Raw genomic sequence first — 19,008 nt, 5'->3', positions numbered from 1 at the left:
CTGAATCCCTGCTGATCGCGCCCCGGGAGCACCGGTGACGCGGCGAGGACGAGCGCCGTGTGGAGAACCGGGGCCTCGCCTTCGGGTTTGGTCTTTTGATGACAGATGTTTGGCCCGAGCAACACCTGAGGATGCCGCTGAACCTGCATGCCACCTGCGAAAACAGGGATGCGTGGCGCGTTTACACGATGCCGGAGAAGGCCTAGACTCCAAGGGAGCGCGTCGTCGTGGCGAGCAGGCCCGCACAGCAGTGCGAGGCATGATCGGGACGACGGAGGCGATCAGCGACCGGGTGGCGCGATCCCCCGGTTGGGCTGGTAGTGTTCCGGCTGAACGAGTACGTTGAAAACTTAACAGATGTGTCGCTTCTCGAGACCCCCCTCACGGGGAGCGGCCGGACGGGCACCACGCCAGGTTCCCCCACTTTGGCAGCCCGTCCAGCCTGATCGCCCGCACCCACCCCTGACGGACGACAGGCATGACGAGCGGTCCGTGAGCCCCCGACAGTGTCGGTTGAGTGCTCCGGGCCGCTCGTCGCATTCCGGGGCCGATGGGCCGCCTCGCGGCGGCCCATCGACCTCACGGATCAGCCGAGGATGGCGACGTCGCTGCCCGGGTCGAGGCGGTAGCCGGCCCCGCGGACCGTCGAGATCAGGCGGCGGTAGCGGCCCAGCTTGGTGCGCAGACGCCGCACGTGCACGTCGACCGTGCGCTCCCCGGTCTCCGCCGGCGACTCGGCCCACACCGTCTCCATGAGCTCCTCGCGCGAGATCGTGCGACGCGAGTTCTGGGCCAGCTGCCCGAGCAGCTCGAACTCCTTGTAGGTCAGGTCGACATCCTGGCCGTCGATCCGCACGCGGCGGCCGAACAGGTCGATGACGAGGCTGTCCTCGGTGGCGACCGACGGGGTCGACGGGCTCACGGCGGTGGCCTGCAGTGCTCGGCGGCGGGCATTCTCGGCGTCCTTGCGAGCGGGCGAGTTCGGGGAGACGACGCCGGCCCGGCGCGGGCGCAGCGGGCTCACCGCGGCCGGGGACTGGCTGCGCGGCGGCAGGGCTCGGACGGCGGAGCGGGTCCCGGTGCCGGTCGCCGCGAAGGCGTGCGGACTGTTGACCGCGACGGTGGTGCGGCCCTGCCGGGTTGCCGTGAGGCGCTGGGCGTGGGTGCGCAGGTCGTCGGCGATCAGGGCGGCCTCGACGTCGCCGGTGCCGGCGGGGAGGGTGACGGACAGGGTGACCGTGACGCCGTCCTCCGAGGTCTGCGGCTGCAGGGCTCCGGTGCCGGCGCGGTGCAGGGCGCGGGTCGAGGTGGCGTAGCGGGACGGGGTGGTGGGACGTTCCAGGGCGATGGTCATGATGAGAGTTCTCCGAGGTGCGGCGCACTGAGCGCGGCGGGTGGTGGACCCGGGATCCCTGGGATCGACGCCTGTCGGCGGATCGTTCAGGGGTGTGCTCCCGGTAGCACCTGGGGCCCGCGCCTTCCGGCCGGCTCCTGTCAGCCGACCCCGGAGGTGTCTTGAGCGCTCAGAGGCTCGGCTGACGATGCATCATCGGCATCATCATCATGAACATCATTCGGCGCATCGCGGAGCGGACCACCCGGTGGGTGGTCTCCAAGCGCGCGATGGGTGACGTCATGCCCCAGACAATGCCTGCTGAGGATCGATCGGGCAAGGGGGTGTTCACATGTCGATACGCCGCAGGCGGGCGGCGGCGGTGCCGGCGCCCGCGTGTGACGGAATGTGTCGCCACGGCGGAGAACTGTGTCGGCGTATGTCGCGACTGCGCCCACCCGAGCGCAGATGCGGAACGCCCCCGCCGAGGGGCGGGGGCGTTCGGGCGGGGCAGGGACCTGCCGGAGGTGCAGGAGGTCAGTCGACGACGCCGAAGAGCCGGTCGCCCGCATCGCCGAGGCCGGGCACGATGTAGCCCTTCTCGTCGAGCTTCTCGTCGATCGCGGCGGTGACGATGGTGAGGTCGATCGAAGGATCGATGTTCTCCTCCATCGCCTTGAGGCCCTCGGGGGCGCAGAGCAGGGTCACGCAGGTGATGTCACGGGCGCCGCGCTCGTGCATGTACTCGGTGGCCGCGATGAGGGTGTGCCCGGTGGCGAGCATCGGGTCCAGCAGGAAGCACTGGCGGCCCGAGAGGTCGTCGGGGAGCCGGTTCGCGTAGGTCGTGACCTCGAGGGTCTCGTCGTTGCGGACCATGCCCAGGAAGCCCACCTCGGCGGTGGGCAGCAGGCGGGTGAGGCCGTCGAGCATGCCGAGGCCGGCGCGCAGGATGGGCACCACCATCGGCTTGGGGTTCGAGAGCTTGGTGCCGGTCATCGTGGTCACCGGGGTCTCGATCTGGACCGGCGAGACCGAGACGTTGCGGGTCGCCTCATAGGCCAGCAGGGTCACCAGCTCATCGGCGAGCTGACGGAACACGGAGGAATGGGTGGCGCGATCGCGCAGCACGGACAGCTTGTGGGCAACGAGGGGGTGGTCTATCTCCAGGACGCGCATAGGGGTGAATCTACCGGAGGGTCGAGCTGGGCACGCACCGATCGGCCGCGTCGCCGTGGGCGCGAGGGGGTTGTCACGCCGGGGGCGGCCCGTGGGCGAGGACCGCACGTTCGGTCAAGCGCGAACCTCCCGTCGGCGCGGATACTGCTTCCATGCCTGATACCGATCCGATGCGGCGACTCCTGGACGCGGTCCTCGACGTCGGCGGAGGCTCCCTCGGCGAGATGGCGTCCCGGGCGCATCTGTCCGCTTTCCACTTCCAGCGCATGGTGCGCTCGTATGCAGGAGAGAGCCCCTCCGCGCTCCGTCGACGGGTCAGGCTCGAGCAGGCGGCGTGGAACCTCCAGCGGGGCAGCTCCGCGACCGATGCGGCCTTCGCGGCGGGCTACGACTCCCTCGAGGGCTTCTCCCGCGCGTTCCGCCGCGCCTTCGGGTGCGCGCCCTCGGAGCTGCCCGCCCGCTCGGAGCGCGGTCACTGGCTGCCCGCGCCCAACGGGATCCATTTCCACTCCCCGACCGTGCTGTATGTCGACGCCGGCCAGGTCCACGAGCACTCCGCGGGTGACGTGCTGGCTCTCCTGGTCGACCACGATCTGGAGGACATCGACGCGCTGCTCGACGCGGCTCGCGACCTCCCAGCTGGAGAGCTGCGAGCGGTGCGTCTGCCGGGCAGCCGGCCGCGCGGTGGGGACGGGGCCGACGAGTCGATCCTCCAGGTGGCACGCCATCTGGTGCTCAGCAAGGAACCATGGCTGGCAGCCATCGCGGGGGAGTCCGCCCCGGACCTCACCGGTCCCGATGACGTCCCTGCGCTGCTCGAGAGGCACCACCAGGTGTCACCGCGCTGGCTGGCGACGGTGCGGGACGTCGACCGACGCGGAGCCTGGCAGGACTCGATCATCGACGCACTCTGCGACCCGCCCGAATCCTTCCTGCTCTCTCAGATCCTCGCCCACGAGCTGACCTACTCGACGCACCGCCGGCAGCTGCTGCGCTGGATGCTCACGGACGCCGGCCTCTCCCTGGAGGCCCGGCACCTCGACCCGGACCCCATCCTGTGGCACCGCAGGAAGATCGGAGAACGACCATGACCGCACCGACCCGGCCCACCTACCGCTTCTACACCGCGACCAGCCTCGACGGCTTCCTCGCCGATGAGCACGACAGCCTCGACTGGCTGCTGTCCCAGCCCACCGGAGACCAGAGCATTCTCCCGATGGACGACTTCATGGCCGGCGTCGGAGCCATCGTGACCGGCCGCACCACCTTTGACTGGGTCCAGAGCCACGCGGACACCGTGGAGGGCGCCTGGGTCTTCACCCAGCCGACCTTCCTCTTCACGCACCGTGCACCGACCCAGCTGCCGGACGGCATCACGCAGGTCTCCGATTCGCCCGCGGAGCACCGCACGGCGATCGAGGAGGCGGCGCAGGGGAAGGACGTGTGGATCGTCGGCGGCGGCGACCTGGCCGCGGAGTTCGCACGGGCCGGCATGCTCGACGAGCTCTTCGTGTCGATCGCGCCGGTGACGCTCGGAACCGGCCGGCCGCTGCTGGGCGGCCGCTTCGACCTCGACCTGCAGGAGCACGGGGTCAACGGGGCGCTGCTGGAGGCGCGGTACGCCGTGGTCGGGGAGAGGGACCGACCGCCGCGCGCGACAATGGCCCCATGACCGATGACGAGCTGATGGGCCTGGCGATCGACGAGGCGCGGGCGGCGGCGGACCGCGAACCGTCCGACGTGCCGATCGGTGCGGTGGTCGTCGGCCCGGACGGGCAGGTGCTCGCCACCGCCGGGAACCGTCGCGAGGCCGACGAGGATCCCACCGCGCATGCGGAGCTCCTCGCCCTGCGCCGGGCCGCCGCGGCCACGGGACGCTGGAACCTCACGGGTTGCACGCTCGTGGTGACCCTCGAGCCGTGCACGATGTGCGCGGGCGCGATCGTCCTGGCCCGCACGCAGCGCGTCGTCGTCGGCGCGATGGATCCCAAGGCAGGCGCGGCCGGGTCCCTCTACGACCTGGTGCGCGAGCCTCGCCTGAACCATCGCGTCGAGCTGACCACGGGGGTGCGCGAGCAGGAATGCGGCGACCTGCTGCGGGAGTTCTTCCGCGCCCGCCGCAAGCGCTGACGCCGACTCCATCGGCTCCTGCAGTGCGGCCCTCACCGATGCTCCGGCACGGTGTCTCATCGCGTCCGATCCGTGAGAACGCGTGAGCCGTCCTGTGCCTGGGACCTACAGTGGGGCAGTCCGCACCCAGGGGTCCGCCCCGCCCGTCCGAGAACCGCACCGCCTGCCGTCGACTTCGCCGCTGGACGGTGGAGGAGCGCCCATGCAGCCAGTCGACCACGCGACCGTCGTCGCCGAGGACGTCTCGAAGGTCTTCTTCTCCGGCGGGGAGCCCGTGTGGGCCCTCGAGAACTTCTCCCTGACGATCGAGCCGGGATCCTTCACCTGCATCGTCGGCCCCTCGGGCTGCGGCAAGTCGACCTTCCTGCGCATCCTCGGCGGGCTCGAGGAGCGCACGGTCGGCGAGGTGACCATGAGCGGTGCCGATCACCCCGTGCCCGCGGCGTTCGTGTTCCAGGAGCACGGCGTCTTCCCGTGGATGAACGTGCTGGACAACGTCGCCTTCGGCCTGCGCATGAGCGGCGAGGGTACCCGTGAGCGGCACGGGATCGCGATGGACTGGCTGCGACGCGTGCGCCTGGAATCCTTCGCGTCGTCGTACCCTCACCAGCTCTCCGGCGGCATGCGCCAGCGCGTCGCGATCGCCCGTGCCTTCGCCACCGGCTCCCCGGTGCTGCTCATGGACGAGCCGCTCGGCGCCCTGGACGCGCAGACCCGCATGCTCATGCAGGAGGAGCTCATCGCCCTGTGGGAGCAGGAGCGCAAGACGGTCCTGATGGTCACGCACGACATCGACGAGGCGATCATCCTCAGCGACAGGGTGATCGTCATGTCCGGCCGCCCCGGCACGGTGCGCGAGGACATCGCCGTCCCCTTCGAGCGCCCCCGCTCCTTCGACATCGAGCGCAGCCCCGAGTTCGGCGAGCTGCGTTCCCGCATCTGGAACCTGCTGCGCGAGGATGTGCGCAGCGCGGAGGAGACCGCATGAGCTTCACGGACCGAACCAGCACGGGCAGCACGGGCAGCGCGGGCAGCGCGGGTGCGGACGGGGAGAGCGCGGACCGAACCAGCACGAGCCGAACCACGACGGAGCGGACCGACGCAGACCGTGCACGCACGGAGAGCACTCCCGCTGACCGAGAGCAGCGCACCCTGGTCGCCGCCCGCGCCCAGCGTGCCCGCGACCGTCGGCTGCGCACCCGCGACCTGGTGCTCTCGATCGCCGCGCCGATCGTGCTGCTGGTGCTGTGGGAGGTGTGCGCACGGCTGCTGATCATCGACCCGCGCTTCTTCCCGGCCCCCACCACGATCCTCGCCGCGCTGGGGGAGATGCTGGCCAGCGGCGAGCTGTGGGAGCACGCCGGGCCCACCCTGCTGCGACTCCTCGTGGGCGGCGGCCTCGGCGCCTCGGCGGGCATCGTGGTGGGGCTGCTGATGGGCTCGTCACGAGCCCTGAACGCCGCGTTCGGGCCCTTGTTCAGTGCGCTCTACCCGCTGCCGAAGATCGCGATCTTCCCGATCCTGCTGATGATCTTCGGCCCCACCGAGCTGCCCAAGATCATCGCCGTGTTCATCACGACCTTCTTCGTCATGCAGATCGCGACGGTCTCCGGCGTGTGGGCGATCGACCGCAAGCTGCTCGAGGCCGGGACGGCCTACGGCGCGACCGGCTTCGCCCGCTTCCGCTTCGTGGTGCTGCCCGGGGCGATGCCCTTCGTGTTCTCCGGGCTGAAGACCGCCACCGGCACCGCCGTCGTGGTCGTCACCGCCGTCGAGTTCACCGGCGCCTCCACCACGGGGCTCGGCTACCTGATCTGGAACTCCTGGCAGCTGTTCATCCCGGAGAAGCTGTATGTGGGACTGCTGGTGATCGGCATCATCGGCGCCGTCCTGACCACCCTGCTCAGTCGATCCGAGAAGCTGCTGCTGCCCTGGCGACGCGGCTGACCCTCCACCCCCTCCACCACCTCTAAGGACACACCATGCGTCGTCGTACCCTCCTCTCCTTCGCCTCGGTCGGCGTGCTCGGCGGAGCGCTCGCCGCCTGCGGGCCCGCTGTCACCGGGAAGGACACCGGCTCGGGCTCCGGCGGCGGATCCTCCTCCTCGGGCACCGTCCGGGTGGGCCACGTGCCCTCCTCGCTCTTCGCCCCGCTCTACGTCGCAGACGCGATGGGCTACTTCGAGGACGCTGGCATCACCATCGAGCTGACCCCGCTGAAGTCCGGTCAGGACGGCATCCCGATGCTCTCCAACGACCAGCTCGACGTGATGATCGCCGGCTTCAGCGCCGGCATGTTCAATGCCCTGGACCAGGGCCTGGCCTTCAAGATCGTGGGCTCCATGGGCATCTCCCCGGGGGACCCCGAGAACTCCCCGACGGCGCTCGAGGTCAGCCAGAAGCTCCTCGACGACGGCTCCGTCTCCTCGATCGCCGACCTCAAGGGTCGCAAGATCGGCGTTGCCGGCGGGCCCGGTGCCACCGGCGGCTACCTGCTCGCCGCGATGCTCGAGGAGGAGGGGCTGACCCTCAACGACGTCGAGGTCTCCAACCTCTCCACCCCGGACCAGGAGCCGGCGCTGACCAACGGCTCTGTGGAGGCGGCGACCCCGTCGGCCCCGTTCTCGACCGCCATGGAGGAGGCCGGCGTGGCCTCACCGCTCGCCGTGCCGAAGAAGGGCACCACCGGTACCGGGGTCCTCTACTCCGAGACGTTCGTCGGCGCGGATCTCGCCCAGGACTTCTTCTCCGCGCTGGCCAAGGGATCCCAGGAGCTCTCGGCCGACGGTGCGCAGACCGACGAGGTCTACCAGATCCTCGCCGACACCCTCGGCCAGGAGAGCGACGTGCTGAAGTCCGCGCCGATGTACTCCTACCTGCCCGATCTCGCCCCGCAGCCCGACCAGCTAGAGGCCATGCAGACGGTGTGGATCGACGCTGAACAGATCACCTACACCGAGCCGATCGACGTGACCACCGTGGTCGACGCGAGCTTCGCCGAGGGTGCCTCCGCGTGACCCGGCCTGTCGTGGCCTGGCCTGGCTGACACGGCCGGGCGGGTCGGGGCAGGGCCGTGCTGGCCGGGGTCGGATCACGGGAGGGCCCTCCGCGCATCATGGGGCGAACTCCCCATGGACGGCGGGGTGTCCGCCGCCGACCATGTAGCCATGCAGACAGAGCCGAGGGATCCGATGGGCCCGAGCGATCCGACGGACGAGAACGGTCGGGCGGACGAGAACGGTCGGGCGGACGAGAACGATCCGACGGACGAGAACGATCCGACGGACGAGAACGAGCCGACGAGCCGGCCCTGTTCCGTGCGCCCGGCAGGTATGGCGAACCCGGCGATCTCGTCCAGCCCAGCGGAGCCGGCCAGGACGGTCGGCCGTGCCGCGGCATCCCGGCGACGTCGCGCGATCGGTGCTCTGCTCGGGGTCCTCGCGATCGTGGTGGTCCTCTACGGACTGGGCGTGCTCCTCGCGCCGACGGAACATGCGAACGGCGCCTGCACAGGGATCGGGTTCGGGTGCACCCCGTCGCCGCGGGACGGCCTGGTCCTGCTCGGGGTGATCATCGGCCTGCCCACGCTCGTCGCCATGCTCGTCCTCGGGGGAGCGGCCGTCGCCGCCCTGCTGCGCTGGACGCGCCTGCCGGGGGTGGCCGTCGGGATCGGTGCAGGGCTCGCTGCGACGGTGGCCTGCGTGCTGGTGCTCCTGGTGGTCCTGCTGCTGATGTGAGCTGCACGGGTGCACTGCCGAGGAGCGCACCTGGGGCGGGTGGATGGGTGGGCATGCGCCCCCAGGGGATGGATGGGCACGCGCACTCAGTGGATCGGTGGGCATGCGCACCCAGACGATGGGTGGGCAAGCGCATCCAGTGGCGTGTGGCGTACAGGGAGCGCGATATATAGCGCTGCCACCTCGCCTGGCGCCAGTGGATGCGGCGCAGCCTGGCGCTAGTGGATGCGGCGCGTCCGGTTCGGGCCGGGGTCAGATCCAGCCCTGGCGGCGGGCGATGGCGACGGCCTCGTGGCGGTTCGCGGCCTGCAGCTTCGCCTGGGCGCTGGAGAGGTAGTTGCGCACGGTGCCCTCGGCCAGGTGTGCGCGTCGGGCGATCTGCTCGATGGCGGCGCCGTCGGCCGCGAACTCCAGCACATCGGCCTCCCGCGGGGTCAGCGGAGAATCCCCGGAGGAGATGGTCTCCGCGGCGAGCTCGGGATCGATCACCCGGCGCCCGGCGGCCACGGAACGCACGGCGCGGGCCAGCTGATCGGCCGAGGTGGTCTTGGGCAGGAAGCCGAGAACGCCCTGGGCCAGCGCGCGCTTGAGGTATCCGGGCCGGGCGTGCGAGGTGAGGATCAGGGTGCGGGTGGCGGGGGAGAGCTCCGCGATCCGGGCGGCCAGTCCCAGGCCGTCCCCGTCAGGCAGCTGGAGGTCGAGCACGGCGACGTCGGGCTGCTCGGCCCGGGCCAGGCGCGCACCGTCCGCCACGGTCGCCGCCTCCCCGCGCACGTCGAGATCGTCCTCGAGGGAGAGCATCGTGGCCAGCGCGGAGCGGATCAGGTTCTCGTCGTCGACGAGGATCACCCGCAGCGGGGCGGCGGCAGTCGCTGCGGCGGAGGGGTCGGCGTTCATCGGGTGCCTCCAGGGGCATCGAAGCGGACATCGAGGGTGAAGATGCCGCCCTCGCGGCGGATGGTCAGCATGGACCCGGCGCCGAGGCGCTCGCGCATCCCGATCAGCCCGCTGCCCTCGATCACCTCCGAGTCGCCGGGGGCACCGTCGTTGACCAGTGTGACCCCGCCCGAGGTGAGGGTGATGGTCACGGCCGAGGGATCCGCATGGCGAAGGACGTTGGTGCCTCCCTCGCGCAGCACCCAGGCAGCGGTGCCGCGATGGCGGGCGGGAACGTCCTCCGACGCGCCGTAGACGGTGACCTCCGCCTGTGCCGAGCGCAGCAGGGACGCGGTGCCGCGCAGCTCGGTGGCGAGGTCGACCTCGCGGTAGCCGCGCACGAGAGCTCGGATCTCGGTGAGCGAGGCACGCGCGATCTGGGCGACCTCGCGTCCGTGCTCCACGGCGCGCGGGTCCTCGCGCTCGGCCAGCTGCGCGACCAGCTCGGACTTCACCGCGATCACGGAGAGGTCCCGTCCGGTGACGTCGTGCAGGTCCCGGGCGAAGCGCAGCCGCTCCTCGGCGACGGCGAGCTGGGCCAGGGCCTCGCGGGCATCGTCGAGCTCGCGCACCATCGCGGCGAGCCACAGGGAGAGCCGGGCGGTGAGGACGGCTGCGATCACGAGGAGGCCGCTGGAGAGGGCCCCCGGCAGAGAGCCCAGGAGCAGCGCCGACACGGCGGCGAATGCCACGGCGAGCCCCACACCGATCTCCCAGCGCCACCGGACCGCGGCCGTGGTGATCACCAGAGACAAGGACATGATCAGCAGGCGCGGATCGGCGTCGCCGAGCAGCGACGTCCCGGCGATCACGGCCGACGGTGCTACGGCGGCCAGGAAGGAGAGGTCCGAGGGGAGGTTTCCCACCTGACGGATGCCCCAGCGGTCCCGCTCGGAGTGGGCATCGGCCGCGGCCCAGGCCTCCATGGCCCGCCAGGCGGACCAGGCCCCGAGCGCGATCTGCCCGCACAGCACGGCGACGGTCAGCGGTGCGGAAGCGGCTGCCACCGGGATCCGCAGGTCCAGGAACAGTGCGATGCCCAGCGGGAGCAGTGCCACGACCCCGACGAGGGTCCATGCCGTGTAGGCGTAGAACACGCTCCACTGTCGACCGGCGCTGGTGTCCACATCAATCCTCTCGTGATCGCCGAACAGGCGGACGACCTGGTGGGGAGCCTATCGGGTCAGGCGATCGCGGCGAGGAACAGGCTGCCGAAGATGCCGAAGGCGATGCCCCAGACGACGATCGAGATCCCCATCCACAGGTACACCTTGCGGCGAGCTGCTCCGAGGGCCACGAGTGCGGGGCCCGACAGCTGCGAAGCGACGACGAACGGGCCCAGCAGGGCGACGCCGGGCACGCCGTACTTGTCGAGGGCGGTGGCGACCTTCGCGCGGAACCGCGAGGGCTTCGCGTCGCGTCCGGTCGCCCCGCCCTTGCGCCGACGCCGGCCGTCGGTGACCGCGTCACGGGCCCGGCCGGACAGGGCGATGGCGAGGAAGGTCGCGATCAGGTTCCCGGCCACGGCCGCAGGGATCGCGAGCGCGGGGTGGATGCCGAGGGAGGAGCCGAGGAAGCTGCCGAGGTAGGACTCGATGAAGGGGATCGCTCCGGCGGGCACGAGGGCGAGCACCTGCTGCCACGGTTCGAGGCCGGAGACGAGGGTGTGGAGCTGGGCGAGGAGGTCCTGGAACATGAGAGGGCCTTTCGGGGATCGGGGTGGCCGGACCGATGTCGAGGTCTGGCTGATGCCTCCACTCTCCGTCGGCGGGCCGGCTGCCAGTAGAGCGCCCTCTCACCTGCATCGATGGGTCCGTCATCGGTCACCCATGAGATATGTCAGATCGGAAAAGGGCATGACGGATCTGGAGTCGGGGCCTAGCCTCCCGGCATGGCTGACTTCATCCCTGGTTCGGACCTGGCACGCACCTTCTACGCCGAGGTCGTTGCCGGGGCGGTCGACCGTCCTCACACGGCCTGCCTGATCGGGGAGGGCTCGGAGGTGCAGGGGTACGACGACGAACGGTCCAGGGACCACGAGTGGGGTCCGCGGCTGCAGCTATTCGTCGCGGCCGCCGACGTCGACGACGTCTCCCGGGCCGTCCGTTCCAAGCTGCCTCCGGAGCATCGTGGCTATCCCACACGCTGGTTCTCGCTGGCAGAGGGGCGCGTCAGCGACCATCTCGAGATCACGACGACGGAGCTGTGGATGTCGACGCGGCTGCCCACGGTGTCGACCCTCGAGCCCGACACCGCGGCGTGGCTCGCGATACCGCAGCAGCACCTGCGTCAGCTCACTGCGGGGGTCGTGTTCCATGACGGGCTGGGGGAGCTGAGCCGGTTGCGCGCCGACTTCGCCTGGTATCCGACCGATGTGTGGCGGTGGCTGCTGGCGTGCCAATGGCACCTGATCGGTCAGGCGCTCCCGCTGCACGGGCGCTCGGTCGAGACCGCGGACGATCGCGGCGCGCAGCTCCTCGCCGGCCGGCTCGCCGAGCTGATGATGGGGATGGCCTTCCTGCAGGAGCAGGTCTACCGCCCCTACGCGAAGTGGTTCGGTCGTGCCTTTGCGGACCTCCGGGCTGCGCGTGATCTCGGCCCCTTGATCGATCGGATCCTCGTCGGCCGTGACGACGACGCTTTCGCGCAGGCGCTGCTGCTGCTCGGGCACCGTCATGACGAGCTGGGCATCATCGAACGGGTGGGCCCTCGGATCGAACAGTTCACCGTCGGCATCGGAGACGCGGTGCGCCCCTATCCCGTGCTGAACACTGGTGAGTACATCGACGCGAGCGTCGCTTCGATCAGCGACCGGGCGCTGCGGGACCTCCCGCGGGTCGGCTCCCTCGACCAGCTGACGCACGCCGACGACACCCTGATCACCTTCACGGACTGGCCGCAGGCGCTCGCCGAGCGCTATCGTGCGCAGCTCTCGTCGTGAGCAGGTCGAGCCGCGCGCCTGGGCAGCACGGCGGGCCGAGGCCACGTGGCGTGCCTCCGCCGGGGCGCAACAACGACCGTATATTCACCTGACTCCGTGGCGCTTCTGGGATACACCTGGGGGCATGGCACACCTCGACATCGCCGGCATCGACTACACGCTGGCCGACGGCAGACCGCTGCTGAGCGACGTCTCCTTCCGGGTGGGCGAGGGCGCGCGGGTCGCGCTCATCGGGGCCAACGGCGCCGGCAAGACCACTCTGCTGCGCCTGATCACCGGTGATCTGAGCGCGGATTCAGGGGCCATCACCCAGGACGGCACGTTGGGGGTCATGCGCCAGTTCCTCGCCGGCGGCACGGTGCGCGAGCTGCTGCTGGCCGTCTCGCCCCCGGCCCTGCGTCGGGCCGCCGCCGCGGTGGACCGCGCCGAGCAGGCGATGGTCGAGACCGATTCGACCGCCGCGCAGATGGATTACGCGAGGGCGCTCACCGGATGGGGCGAGGCCGGTGGCTACGAGGCCGAGGTGCTGTGGGACGTCTGCACGATAGCGGCGCTCGGGTCGACGTACGAGGGCTGCGCAGAGCGGGACGTCCAGTCGCTCTCCGGCGGCGAGCAGAAGCGACTCGCCCTGGAGGCGCTGCTGCGCGGGCCCGACGAGATGCTGCTGCTGGACGAGCCGGACAACTTCCTCGACGTGCCCGGCAAACGCTGGCTCGAGGAACGCCTGGTGGCCTCCGAGAAATCCGTGCTGTTCGTCAGCCACGACCGGGAGCTGCTGGCCCGCACCGCGACAGCGATCGTCACCCTCGAGCTGGGGGCCGTCGGGAACACCTCCTGGACGCATCCCGGCGGGTTCGCCACCTACCAAGAGGCCCGAGAGAAGCGCTTCGAACGGCTCGACGAGCTGCGCAGGCGCTGGGACGAGGAGCAGGCCAAGCTGCGCGCCCTGGTGCAGATGTACAAGCAGAAGGCGGCCTACAACTCGGATATGGCCGCCCGCTACCGGGCGGCGCAGACCCGCCTGGCGCGGTTCGAGGGCGCCGGCCCGCCCGAGCAGCAGCCGCGCGAGCAGAAGCTCGGCATGCGACTGCGCGGCGGGCGCACCGGCAAGCGGGCAATCGTGTGCGAGAGCCTCGAGCTGACCGGCCTGATGCAGCCCTTCGACCTCGAGGTGCGCTTCGGGGACCGGATCGCGGTGCTCGGCTCCAACGGCTCGGGCAAGTCGCACTTCCTGCGTCTGCTCGCCGCCGGCGGCAGCGATCCCGCTCCCGAGCATCTGCCGGTCTCCGAGGTGCCGATCGATCCTGTCGAGCACACGGGCACGGCACGGCTCGGGGCACGGGTGCGCCCGGGCTGGTTCGCGCAGACCCACGGCCGCTCCGACCTCGCCGGACGCACGCTCCTGGAGATCCTGCATCGCGGGGACGAGCATCGAGCGGGGAAGCCGCAGGAGGAGGCGGCGCGGGTGCTGGCCCGCTACGAGCTCGCCCGCGCCGCCGAGCAGACCTTCGACTCGCTCTCCGGCGGTCAGCAGGCGCGCTTCCAGATCCTCCTGCTCGAGCTGGGCGGCGCCACACTGCTGCTGCTGGACGAGCCCACCGACAACCTCGACCTCGAATCGGCCGACGCCCTCCAGCAGGCGCTCGCCGCCTTCGAGGGGACCGTCGTCGCGGTCACGCACGACCGCTGGTTCGTGCGCGACGTCGACCGCTTCGTGGTGTTCGGCGCCGATGGCGAGGTCTACGAGTCCGACGTGCCGGTCTGGGACGAGTCCCGCGTGGCCCGGCAGCGCGCGTAGAGGCCGGGCCACCGGACCTTCGGGCCACCGGGCCGACGTGACGCCGTGCACACACGTCCCCGCTGGTCTGTGAGCTGTGTTTCGTCAGATGAACAAGTACTCCGGCCTCGGCGTGTCCGAATGATTCACTTCGGAGGTGATCACACTCGACAGCCTCACGAAGGTCTTTCCCGCACCCGGCGGGGGAGACCCCGTCGTCGCGCTCGGCGGGATCGACCTCCACCTCGAACCGGGGCGCGTGCACGGCATCGTCGGCCGTTCCGGTGCGGGCAAGTCCACCCTCATCCGCTGTCTGACCGGGCTGGAGAAGCCCACGTCCGGGCGCGTCGAGGTGGACGGCACGGACGTGGCCGCCCTCGAGGGCAAGGCCCTGCGCGCCGCCCGACGCAACATCGGCATGGTGTTCCAGCACGCGAACCTGCTGGACTCCCGCACCGCCGCCCAGAACATCGCCCATCCGCTGGAGATCGCCGGGGTGCCCCGCGCCCAGCGCGAGCGTCGCGTCGCCGAGCTCGTGGAGCTCGTGGGCCTCTCGGGCCGGGAGCACAACTACCCCGCACAGCTCTCCGGCGGCCAGATCCAGCGCGTCGGCATCGCCCGCGGCCTCGCCGCGGAGCCCAAGGTGCTGCTGTGCGACGAGCCCACCAGTGCGCTCGACGGCACCACCACGCATCAGATCCTCGATCTCATCGCCGACCTGCGTGAACGCCTCGGCATCACGGTCGTGATCATCACCCACGAGATGGCCGTGGTGCGCGAGGTCTGCGACACCGTGACCCTGCTCGAGAACGGCGCGATCACCCAGACCGGCGACCTGGTCGACGTGGCGGCGGATCCGCACGGGCCGCTGTCGGCCGAGCTGATCCCTCTGCCCCCCGCGCCCACCGGTATCAACGCCCTCATCGTCAACTGCGACTACGGCGACTCGCCGACGATCCGCACCAGCGACGATCTGGTGCGCCTCGCCGAGACCTATGAGGCCGAGGCGACGATCGTCGCCGGCACCATCGAGACGCTCGGCGGCCGTCAGGTGGGCCGTGTCCAGCTGGCGCTCCGCAACCGCTCGGACCAGCCGATCTCCGCCGAGGGCCTGGCGGAGTTCCTGACCGAGCTCGAGGCGGCCGGCGTGGTCGCGAAGGAGGTGACGGCATGATGGACACCCTTCAGGAGTGGCTGCAGAACCCGCTGTTCCACCGCTGGGAGGACGGCCTCTGGCAGAACACCCTGATCACGCTCTATATGACGGCAGTGACCATGGCGCTGACCGTGGTGCTCGGCCTCCCGCTCGGCGTGGCACTGTTCGAGACCGACGGGTCGACGTCGCGCCCAGTGCGCACCGTCAACCAGGTCGTCGGCTTCATCGTCAACGTGCTGCGCTCTTTTCCGTTCTTCATCCTGATCATCGCGCTGATCCCGATCACCTCGGCGGTCACCGGGCGCTCGACGGGCCCCAACGCGGCGATGATCGCCCTGACGATCGCCGCTGTGCCCTTCGCCGCCCGGCTCTTCGAGCTGAACCTGCGGGAGATTCCCGCCGGGAAGATCGAGGCCGTGCAGATGATGGGTGCGAGTCGGTGGCAGATCATCCGCCAGGTGCTTATCCCCGAAGCCCTGCCCGGGATTATCGGATCGATCACCACCACCACGATCGCCGTGATCGGCTACACCGCCATGGCCGGCTCGGTGAACGCGGGCGGCCTCGGCCAGCTCGCCTACAACCGTGGATACACCGGCTACCAGACCGAGGTCATCATCGCGACGGTGGTCCTGCTGGTCATCATCGTGATCCTGGTGCAGCTCCTCGGGTCCCGCCTGGCCACAGCCGTCGACCACCGCGCTCGCACCGCGTGAACCACGCGTCGATATCCCTCCCCACTCCCCGACCCCGTCCCCAGGAGGACCCCTCATGAGCACGTTCAGCCGCCGTACCCTGTTCGCTTCCGGAGCGGGTCTCGCCGCTCTGACCCTCGCCGCCTGCGGCGGGGACGACACCGCACTGGAGGAGAAGGACGGTGTCACGACGATCCGCATCGCCGCGACCCCGGTGCCGCACATGGCGATCCTGACCTTCGTCAAGGACAACCTCGCCGCGGATGCGGGCCTCGAGCTCGACCTGCAGGAGCAGACGGAGTACCCGATCCCGAACCGTCTGCTGAACGACGGCGAGGTCGACGCGAACTTCTTCCAGCACAAGCCCTATCTCGATACCGAGATCGAGGAGAACGGCTACGAGCTGACCGCCCTCGAGCCCGTCCACCTCGAGCCGCTGGGCATCTACTCCGACTCCCTCTCCAGCCTCGACGATCTCGCTGACGGCGATGAGATCGGAGTCCCCAACGACCCGTCCAACCGTGGACGTGCACTCGCGCTTCTCGCGGAGCAGGGCCTGTTCACCCTGACCGAGGGCATCGAGCCCACCGACGCGACGAAGGACGACATCGTCGACAACCCGAAGTCGCTGAATCTCTCCGAGATCGATCCGGCCCTGCTGCCTCGCACCAAGGGCGACTTCGCGGCAGCTGTGATCAACGGCAACTACGCGCTCGAGGCGGATCTCAAGCCCGCCGAAGACGCCCTGGTCCTCGAGTCTCCGGACGGCAACCCGTACGCGAACCTGCTCGCGATCCGCACTGCCGACGTGGAGAACTCGGCGCTGAAGAAGCTCGAGGAGCTGATGCACTCCGAGGACGTGCGCACGTTCATCGAAGACACCTACGCCGGTGGCGTCATCCCCGCCTTCTGAGCCACCCCGCGCGCTCGCCCCGAGGGGCCGTAACCTGGGTCGATGACATCGATCGAGCCAGGTTCCGGCCCCTCCTCCGTCGGCCGCCCGTCGCCTGCTGGCCCCGTTGCCGGCCCCGCGGCAGCTCTCCAGACGCCTGAGCGCCCCCTCGCGGGGCGTCGCGCCCTGATCACCGGGGCGAGCCGGGGGATCGGCGCCGACATCGCCCGCGCCTACGCCGCGGCCGGCGCTGATCTCGTGCTCACCGCGCGTGACGCCGCGACGCTCGAGGAGACCGCTCGACAGCTCACGGCCGAGCACGGGGTGCGCATCGCGGTCCTCGCGGCGGACCTCGCCGACCCGGACGTCCCCGACACCCTCTGGGACGACGCCTCCGCCCTGCTCGCACAGACCGCAGGGGCCGACGGACGGGTCGACGGAGGGGCCGGAGCCACCGGCCTCGACGTGCTCGTGAACAACGCCGGCCTCTCCCATCCCGAGATGGTCGACGCGCTGGACACCGCCCACTTCGACGAGACGCTCCGCGTGAACCTCCGCGCCCCCGCGCTGCTCGCCGCCCGCGCCGGAGCGGCGATGGCGGAGGCCGGCGGCGGGGCCATCGTCACGATCGCCTCGGCCGCCGCGCTGCGCCCGCTGGCCGAGCACTATGCCTACAGCACCGCGAAGGCGGGGCTGGTGATGGCCACCCGCACCCTCGCCCTCGAGCTCGGTTCCCGCGGGGTGCGGGCGAACTCGATCTGTCCCACCGTGGTGCTCACCGACATGGGGCAGACGGTGTGGGGCGAGCAGCCGGCCAAGGCCGCCCCGATGCTCGCGCGGATCCCGCAGGCCCGCTTCGCGCAGCCCCGCGAGGTCTCCGACGTGGCAGTGTGGCTCGCCTCGGACGCCGCCTCGATGGTCAACGGCGCGGAGATCCCGGTCGACGGCGGCTACCTGGTCAGCTGACCGGATGGCCCGCTGATCAGGCAGCCGCCGCTGGGAGAGGGGTGCGGGGACGGACAGTGCCGCAGTGCCGCAGTGCCGCAGTGCCTCAGCGGCGCAGCGCCGGGTGACCGGCCCGCCCGCTGCCCTCGGCCAGCGCGTCCTGCACGGCGTAGTAGGCGGGCTTGCGGGTGAAGTCCTCCCACATGACCGTCGCGGCGCCCTCACCCGGGAAGGTGCCGGGGACCCACGAGTAGGAGTCCGCGAAGCCCCACAGGGTCAGCGAGTTGCAGCCGTCCACGGCCACGGCCGCCTCGGTCACGCGACGGTAGTACTCCGCCTGCTTCTCGAGCTGCTCGGTGGTGGGCCGCCCGCTCTCGGGCAGATCCATCCGCACGTCGAGCTCGGTGATCGCCGTCTCCAGCCCGAGGTCGGCGAAGCGCTGGAGGTTCTCGGCGAGGTCCGCAGGGAAGCCGTAGCGGGTGGAGAGATGCCCCTGGGTGGCGAAGCCGTCCACCGGGATGCCTTCGGCGAGGAGCTCCTGGATGAGCGCGTAGTAGGCATCGGACTTGGGGTTGATGCCGTCGACGTTGTAGTCGTTGAAGAACAGCAGGGCGCCCGGATCCGCGGCGCGCGCCCAGCGGAAGGCGTCGGCGATGATGCCGGGGCCCAGCTCGCGGAGCCAGATGTTGTTCTCGCGCAGCTCCCCCTCCTCGGTGAAGATCTCGTTGCACACGTCCCACTGCTGGATGTCTCCGCGATAGTGGCCCACCACCGTGTCGATGTGGTCCTTGAGGATCGTGCGCAGCTCCTCGGCGCCGAAGTCGCCCTCCTCGAGCCAGGTGGGGTTCTGGCTGTGCCAGAACAAGGTGTGGCCGCGCACGACCTGTCCGTGCTGACGGGCGGAGTCCCGGATCGCGTCGGCGTCCTCGAAGGCGTAGGTGTCGCGCTCGGGGTGGAGGTACTCCCACTTCATCTGGTTCTCGGCGGAGACCGAGCTGAACTCCCGGTTCAGGACCTCTGCGTAGGCGGCGGCCTCGGTGGAGGACGGTGAGTCCGGGTCGTCGGTGTGGTGCCCGCCGCCGGCGACGGCGGTGCCGATCTTCATCGTCGACCCGGCGGCCCATGCCAGGGTGTCCTTCGCGGCGAGCCCTGGAGGGGTAGTCGTCCCGTTCCCGGGCGTCTTCCCCGTTCCGGACAGGGCTGCGGAGGCGGCACCTCCGGCAGAGAGGGTGCCGGCAGCGGTGACCGCTCCGGCGGTGAGGATCTGGCGGCGCTTCATGACGTCTCCTG

General features: G+C 70.6%; 19 protein-coding genes. 13 read left to right on the top strand and 6 right to left on the bottom strand.

Annotated elements, in window-relative coordinates; all coding sequences use genetic code 11:
• Nucleotides 1–586 precede the first annotated feature (586 nt).
• Together INT49_RS00170 and upp are read right to left on the bottom strand one after the other, a co-directional pair.
• Nucleotides 587–1,354 carry a winged helix-turn-helix domain-containing protein gene (locus INT49_RS00170; RefSeq protein WP_193115717.1) on the bottom strand — a complete coding sequence of 256 codons (768 nt, stop codon included), beginning with the start codon at nt 1,352–1,354 and terminating at the stop codon, nt 587–589.
• A 516-nt stretch (nt 1,355–1,870) separates the two neighbouring features.
• Entirely contained in the window at nt 1,871–2,509 is a 639-nt protein-coding gene (gene upp, locus INT49_RS00165; RefSeq protein WP_193115716.1) for a uracil phosphoribosyltransferase, read from the bottom strand.
• 152 nt (nt 2,510–2,661) lie between these two features.
• Here upp and INT49_RS00160 point away from each other — a divergent pair, with 152 nt between their 5' ends.
• The 7 genes from INT49_RS00160 (at nt 2,662) to INT49_RS00130 (ending at nt 8,376) form a co-directional block, all read left to right on the top strand.
• On the top strand, nt 2,662–3,600 hold the full coding sequence (locus INT49_RS00160; protein WP_193115715.1) for a helix-turn-helix domain-containing protein: 939 nt from the start codon (nt 2,662–2,664) through the stop codon (nt 3,598–3,600).
• The gene (locus INT49_RS00155) at nt 3,597–4,181 is read left to right on the top strand and encodes a dihydrofolate reductase family protein (RefSeq protein ID WP_193115714.1); all 585 of its coding nucleotides are present in this window, start codon (nt 3,597–3,599) and stop codon (nt 4,179–4,181) included. Before INT49_RS00160 ends, INT49_RS00155 begins: the two co-directional genes overlap by 4 nt.
• Nucleotides 4,178–4,639: a tRNA adenosine(34) deaminase TadA gene (gene tadA, locus INT49_RS00150; RefSeq protein WP_193115713.1), complete on the top strand. Its 462-nt coding sequence runs from the start codon at nt 4,178–4,180 to the stop codon at nt 4,637–4,639. The genes INT49_RS00155 and tadA overlap by 4 nt, the downstream gene beginning before the upstream one ends.
• Nucleotides 4,640–4,841: 202 nt before the next feature.
• On the top strand, nt 4,842–5,627 hold the full coding sequence (locus INT49_RS00145; protein WP_193115712.1) for an ABC transporter ATP-binding protein: 786 nt from the start codon (nt 4,842–4,844) through the stop codon (nt 5,625–5,627).
• Nucleotides 5,624–6,586 carry an ABC transporter permease gene (locus INT49_RS00140; protein WP_193115711.1) on the top strand — a complete coding sequence of 321 codons (963 nt, stop codon included), beginning with the start codon at nt 5,624–5,626 and terminating at the stop codon, nt 6,584–6,586. Before INT49_RS00145 ends, INT49_RS00140 begins: the two co-directional genes overlap by 4 nt.
• Before the next feature lie 35 nt (nt 6,587–6,621).
• A complete protein-coding gene (locus INT49_RS00135) occupies nt 6,622–7,656 on the top strand; it encodes an ABC transporter substrate-binding protein (RefSeq protein ID WP_193115710.1) in 1,035 nt (344 codons plus the stop codon).
• A 150-nt stretch (nt 7,657–7,806) separates the two neighbouring features.
• Nucleotides 7,807–8,376 carry a hypothetical protein gene (locus INT49_RS00130; protein WP_193115709.1) on the top strand — a complete coding sequence of 190 codons (570 nt, stop codon included), beginning with the start codon at nt 7,807–7,809 and terminating at the stop codon, nt 8,374–8,376.
• Between the two features lie 252 nt (nt 8,377–8,628).
• Here the strand turns inward: INT49_RS00130 and INT49_RS00125 are convergent, their stop codons facing one another.
• The 3 genes from INT49_RS00125 to INT49_RS00115 are packed head-to-tail and all read right to left on the bottom strand — an operon-like array spanning nt 8,629 to nt 11,008.
• Nucleotides 8,629–9,273 (bottom strand): response regulator transcription factor, encoded by a 645-nt coding sequence (locus INT49_RS00125; protein WP_193115708.1) that lies wholly within the window; start codon nt 9,271–9,273, stop codon nt 8,629–8,631.
• The gene (locus INT49_RS00120) at nt 9,270–10,439 is read right to left on the bottom strand and encodes a sensor histidine kinase (RefSeq protein WP_193115707.1); all 1,170 of its coding nucleotides are present in this window, start codon (nt 10,437–10,439) and stop codon (nt 9,270–9,272) included. Before INT49_RS00120 ends, INT49_RS00125 begins: the two co-directional genes overlap by 4 nt.
• Nucleotides 10,440–10,495: 56 nt before the next feature.
• Nucleotides 10,496–11,008: a hypothetical protein gene (locus INT49_RS00115; protein ID WP_193115706.1), complete on the bottom strand. Its 513-nt coding sequence runs from the start codon at nt 11,006–11,008 to the stop codon at nt 10,496–10,498.
• Between the two features lie 195 nt (nt 11,009–11,203).
• Here INT49_RS00115 and INT49_RS00110 point away from each other — a divergent pair, with 195 nt between their 5' ends.
• From INT49_RS00110 to INT49_RS00085, 6 genes are all read left to right on the top strand, one after another.
• Complete coding sequence (locus INT49_RS00110) at nt 11,204–12,253, top strand: DUF4037 domain-containing protein (RefSeq protein ID WP_193115705.1); 1,050 nt, start codon at nt 11,204–11,206, stop codon at nt 12,251–12,253.
• 124 nt (nt 12,254–12,377) lie between these two features.
• A complete protein-coding gene (locus INT49_RS00105) occupies nt 12,378–14,051 on the top strand; it encodes an ABC-F family ATP-binding cassette domain-containing protein (protein WP_193115704.1) in 1,674 nt (557 codons plus the stop codon).
• A gap of 136 nt (nt 14,052–14,187) precedes the next feature.
• A complete protein-coding gene (locus tag INT49_RS00100) occupies nt 14,188–15,204 on the top strand; it encodes a methionine ABC transporter ATP-binding protein (protein ID WP_193115703.1) in 1,017 nt (338 codons plus the stop codon).
• Nucleotides 15,201–15,902, top strand: coding sequence for a methionine ABC transporter permease (locus tag INT49_RS00095; RefSeq protein ID WP_193115702.1), 702 nt, complete (start codon nt 15,201–15,203; stop codon nt 15,900–15,902). Before INT49_RS00100 ends, INT49_RS00095 begins: the two co-directional genes overlap by 4 nt.
• A gap of 55 nt (nt 15,903–15,957) precedes the next feature.
• Nucleotides 15,958–16,794 (top strand): MetQ/NlpA family ABC transporter substrate-binding protein, encoded by an 837-nt coding sequence (locus INT49_RS00090; protein WP_193115701.1) that lies wholly within the window; start codon nt 15,958–15,960, stop codon nt 16,792–16,794.
• A gap of 42 nt (nt 16,795–16,836) precedes the next feature.
• Nucleotides 16,837–17,739 carry an SDR family NAD(P)-dependent oxidoreductase gene (locus tag INT49_RS00085; protein ID WP_193115700.1) on the top strand — a complete coding sequence of 301 codons (903 nt, stop codon included), beginning with the start codon at nt 16,837–16,839 and terminating at the stop codon, nt 17,737–17,739.
• Between the two features lie 85 nt (nt 17,740–17,824).
• Here the strand turns inward: INT49_RS00085 and INT49_RS00080 are convergent, their stop codons facing one another.
• A complete protein-coding gene (locus tag INT49_RS00080; RefSeq protein ID WP_193115699.1) occupies nt 17,825–18,997 on the bottom strand; it encodes an endo-1,4-beta-xylanase in 1,173 nt (390 codons plus the stop codon).
• Nucleotides 18,998–19,008: the final 11 nt, after the last annotated feature.

This window comes from Brachybacterium tyrofermentans (genome assembly GCF_014897585.1).
Taxonomy (GTDB): domain Bacteria; phylum Actinomycetota; class Actinomycetes; order Actinomycetales; family Dermabacteraceae; genus Brachybacterium; species Brachybacterium tyrofermentans.
The sequence above is the reverse complement of the archived record's forward strand: the minus strand, read 5'-3'. Positions and strand labels throughout refer to the sequence as shown.